Origin of the sequence: Allosediminivita pacifica, from assembly GCF_003054175.1 — a bacterium.
Classification (GTDB): Bacteria; Pseudomonadota; Alphaproteobacteria; order Rhodobacterales; family Rhodobacteraceae; genus Allosediminivita; species Allosediminivita pacifica.
In genome coordinates, this window is record NZ_QBKN01000062.1 from 1 (window position 1) to 2,944 (window position 2,944).

The 2,944-nt window shown below is 65.1% G+C and carries 3 protein-coding genes; all 3 read left to right on the top strand.

Annotated elements, in window-relative coordinates; all coding sequences use genetic code 11:
• Window positions 1-1,923: conjugal transfer protein TrbE (gene trbE, locus C8N44_RS22570; RefSeq protein WP_107978946.1), on the top strand; the 1,923-nt coding region annotated here is incomplete at its 5' end.
• A complete protein-coding gene (trbJ, locus tag C8N44_RS22575; protein ID WP_085816336.1) occupies window positions 1,920-2,702 on the top strand; it encodes a P-type conjugative transfer protein TrbJ in 783 nt (260 codons plus the stop codon). The genes trbE and trbJ, both read left to right, overlap by 4 nt.
• An 18-nt stretch (window positions 2,703-2,720) precedes the next feature.
• Window positions 2,721-2,944, top strand: a 224-nt coding sequence (gene trbK-alt, locus C8N44_RS22580) for a putative entry exclusion protein TrbK-alt (RefSeq protein WP_107978947.1), incomplete at its 3' end; no start/stop codon positions are given.

Below are 2,944 nucleotides of genomic sequence, written 5' to 3' on the forward strand. Positions count from 1 at the left end.
CGCGTGCGCGTGCCCGAGGTGCCGGTCTATCTCGACGCGCTCTTGCCCGACCAGCCGCTGGCCGGTGGGCTGGAGCCGCGTCTGGGCGATCATCATCTCCGCGTCCTGACGATCACCGGCTTTCCCGGCGCCACGACCCCGGGCCTGCTCGACGAGTTGAACCGGCTGGCCTTTCCCTATCGCTGGTCGACCCGGGCCATCCTCATGGACAAGCTGGATGCGACGAAGCTGCTGACCCGGATACGCCGTCAGTGGTTTGCCAAACGTAAGTCCATCGCCGCGATCCTCAAGGAGGTGATGACCAACGAGCAATCCGCGCTGGTCGATACCGATGCCGCGAACAAGGCCGCTGACGCAGATATCGCCCTGCAGGAACTCGGCGCTGATCTGGCTGGCATGGCCTATGTCTCGGCCACGATCACGGTCTGGGACGAGGACGTTCGCCGCGCCGACGAGAAGCTGCGGCTGGTCGAGAAGATCGTCCAGTCCCGCGATTTCAGCGTCATGGTCGAGACGGTCAATGCGGTCGATGCCTGGCTTGGTAGTCTGCCCGGACATGCCTATGCCAATGTCCGCCAGCCACCGATCAGCACATTGAATCTCGCCCATATGATCCCGCTCTCGGCGGTCTGGGCGGGCGAGGCGCAGGACAAGCATTTCGGCGACGCTCCATTGCTCTACGCCAGGACCGAAGGCTCCACCCCGTTCCGGTTTTCTCTGCATGTGGGGGATGTCGGGCACACGCTCGTCGTCGGCCCGACCGGCGCGGGTAAGTCCGTGCTACTGGCACTGATGGCGCTTCAGTTCCGGCGGTACTCGCGCAGCCAGATCTTCGCCTTCGACTTCGGCGGTTCTATTCGCGCCGCCGCGCTTTCCATGGGCGGCGACTGGCATGACCTCGGCGGAGAGCTGACCGACGCGGACGAGAGTTCCGTCTCGCTACAGCCGCTGGCCCGCATTCACGAGACGTCGGAGCGTGCCTGGGCGGCCGACTGGATCGTTGCCATCCTGACGCGCGAGAACATCCAGATTACTCCGGATGTGAAGGAACATATCTGGACGGCACTGACCTCGCTGGCCTCGGCCCCTGTGGGCGAGCGGACCATGACCGGCCTCGCGGTCCTGCTGCAGTCCAACGATCTGAAGCAGGCGTTGCGCGCATACTGCGTGGGTGGACCCTATGGCCGGCTGCTCGATGCCGAGACCGAACAGCTGGGATCGGCGGATGTGCAGGCCTTCGAGATCGAGGGGCTGGTGGGAACCGGCGCGGCGCCCGCCGTCCTCTCATACCTGTTCCACCGGATCGGCGATCAGCTCGATGGACGCCCCACGCTGCTCATCATCGACGAGGGCTGGCTCGCGCTCGATGACGATGCCTTCGCGGAGCAGCTCCGCGAATGGCTGAAGACGCTGAGGAAGAAGAACGCCTCGGTGATCTTCGCGACGCAGAGCCTTAGCGACATTGATGGCAGTACCATCGCGCCTGCGATCATCGAAAGCTGCCCGACACGGCTCCTGTTGCCCAACGAGCGGGCCATCGAGCCGCAGATTACGGCCATCTATCGCCGCTTCGGCCTAAATGACCGGCAGATCGAGATCCTCGCGCGGGCCACGCCCAAACGCGACTACTACTGCCAGTCGCGGCGCGGCAACCGGCTGTTCGAGCTGGGTCTCAGCGATGTCGGACTGGCACTCTGCGCGGCATCGTCCAAATCGGATCAGGCGCTGATTGCCGAGATCTGCGCCGGGCACGGCCAAGACGGCTTCCTCGCCGCCTGGCTGAAGGCGCATGGCCTCGATTGGGCCGCCGACCTGATCCCCGACCTCACCAATCTCGCCATCGACGCAGAGGGGGCATCTCCGGCCTCCGCTGTTGTTGAGGACGCCGACATCGACCTTGAAGAAAAGGAAGTCACACCATGACACGCAAGATTACGTTTCGGTCCGCGGGCACTTCGCTGCTCGCCCTCGCGCTGGCGATGCCCATGGCCATGTCGCCCATCGCAGCGCCGCCTGCGCAGGCGCTCTTCGGCATCGGCGGGGGGCCTTTCATCGTCTACGATCCGACCAACCACGCCGAAAATCTCCTGACCGCGGCGCGCGCTCTGGAGCAGATCAACAACCAGATCGCACAGCTCCAGAACGAAGCGCAGATGCTGATCAACCAGGCGCGCAATCTCGCCAACCTGCCGTATTCCGCGCTCCAGCAGATCCAGCAGAACGTCAGCCGCACACAGCAACTCCTGGCGCAGGCGCAGAACATCGCCTTCGACGTGCAGAGCATCGACCAGATGTTCCAGCAGGATTATGGCAACCTTTCCCTGACGGCGACCGACCAGCAACTGATCGCCGAGGCCCGGTCCCGTTGGGAGAACACCGTCGGTGGCCTCCAGGATGCGATGCGCGTGCAGGCAGGTGTCGTCGGCAATATCGATGCCAACCGCGCAGAGATGTCTGCACTTGTAGGGCAGAGCCAGAACGCGGTCGGTGCTCTTCAGGCCACACAGGCGGGCAACCAGCTCCTCGCACTGCAATCGCAGCAGCTCTCGGACCTGATCGCGGTGATCTCGGCAAACGGCCGCGCCAATGCGCTGACCGAGGCCGAGCGCGCCACTGCTGCGGAACAGGGCCGCATCCAGCGCGAGCGCTTCCTGACGCCGGGTTCGGGCTACCAGCCCGGTAACGCGCAGATGTTCAACTGAGGCCGGGAGGGGGAGACGATGGAGGGGAAGGTGCTGGCCCGGATCGCGGCCATCGTGTTCGTGGCGATCGCGATCGCAGCCACGGTGATCGAGATGACACGCAAGGAGGCTCCCGTGCCGGCCAGCACCGCGCCCGCGCTCCAGCCGTCTGCCGATCCTCTCCGCGCTACGCTGCGCCGGTGCCAGCAGCTTGGCGAGGCCGCTTCCAGCGATGCCGATTGCCTCGCCGCATGGGCCGAGAA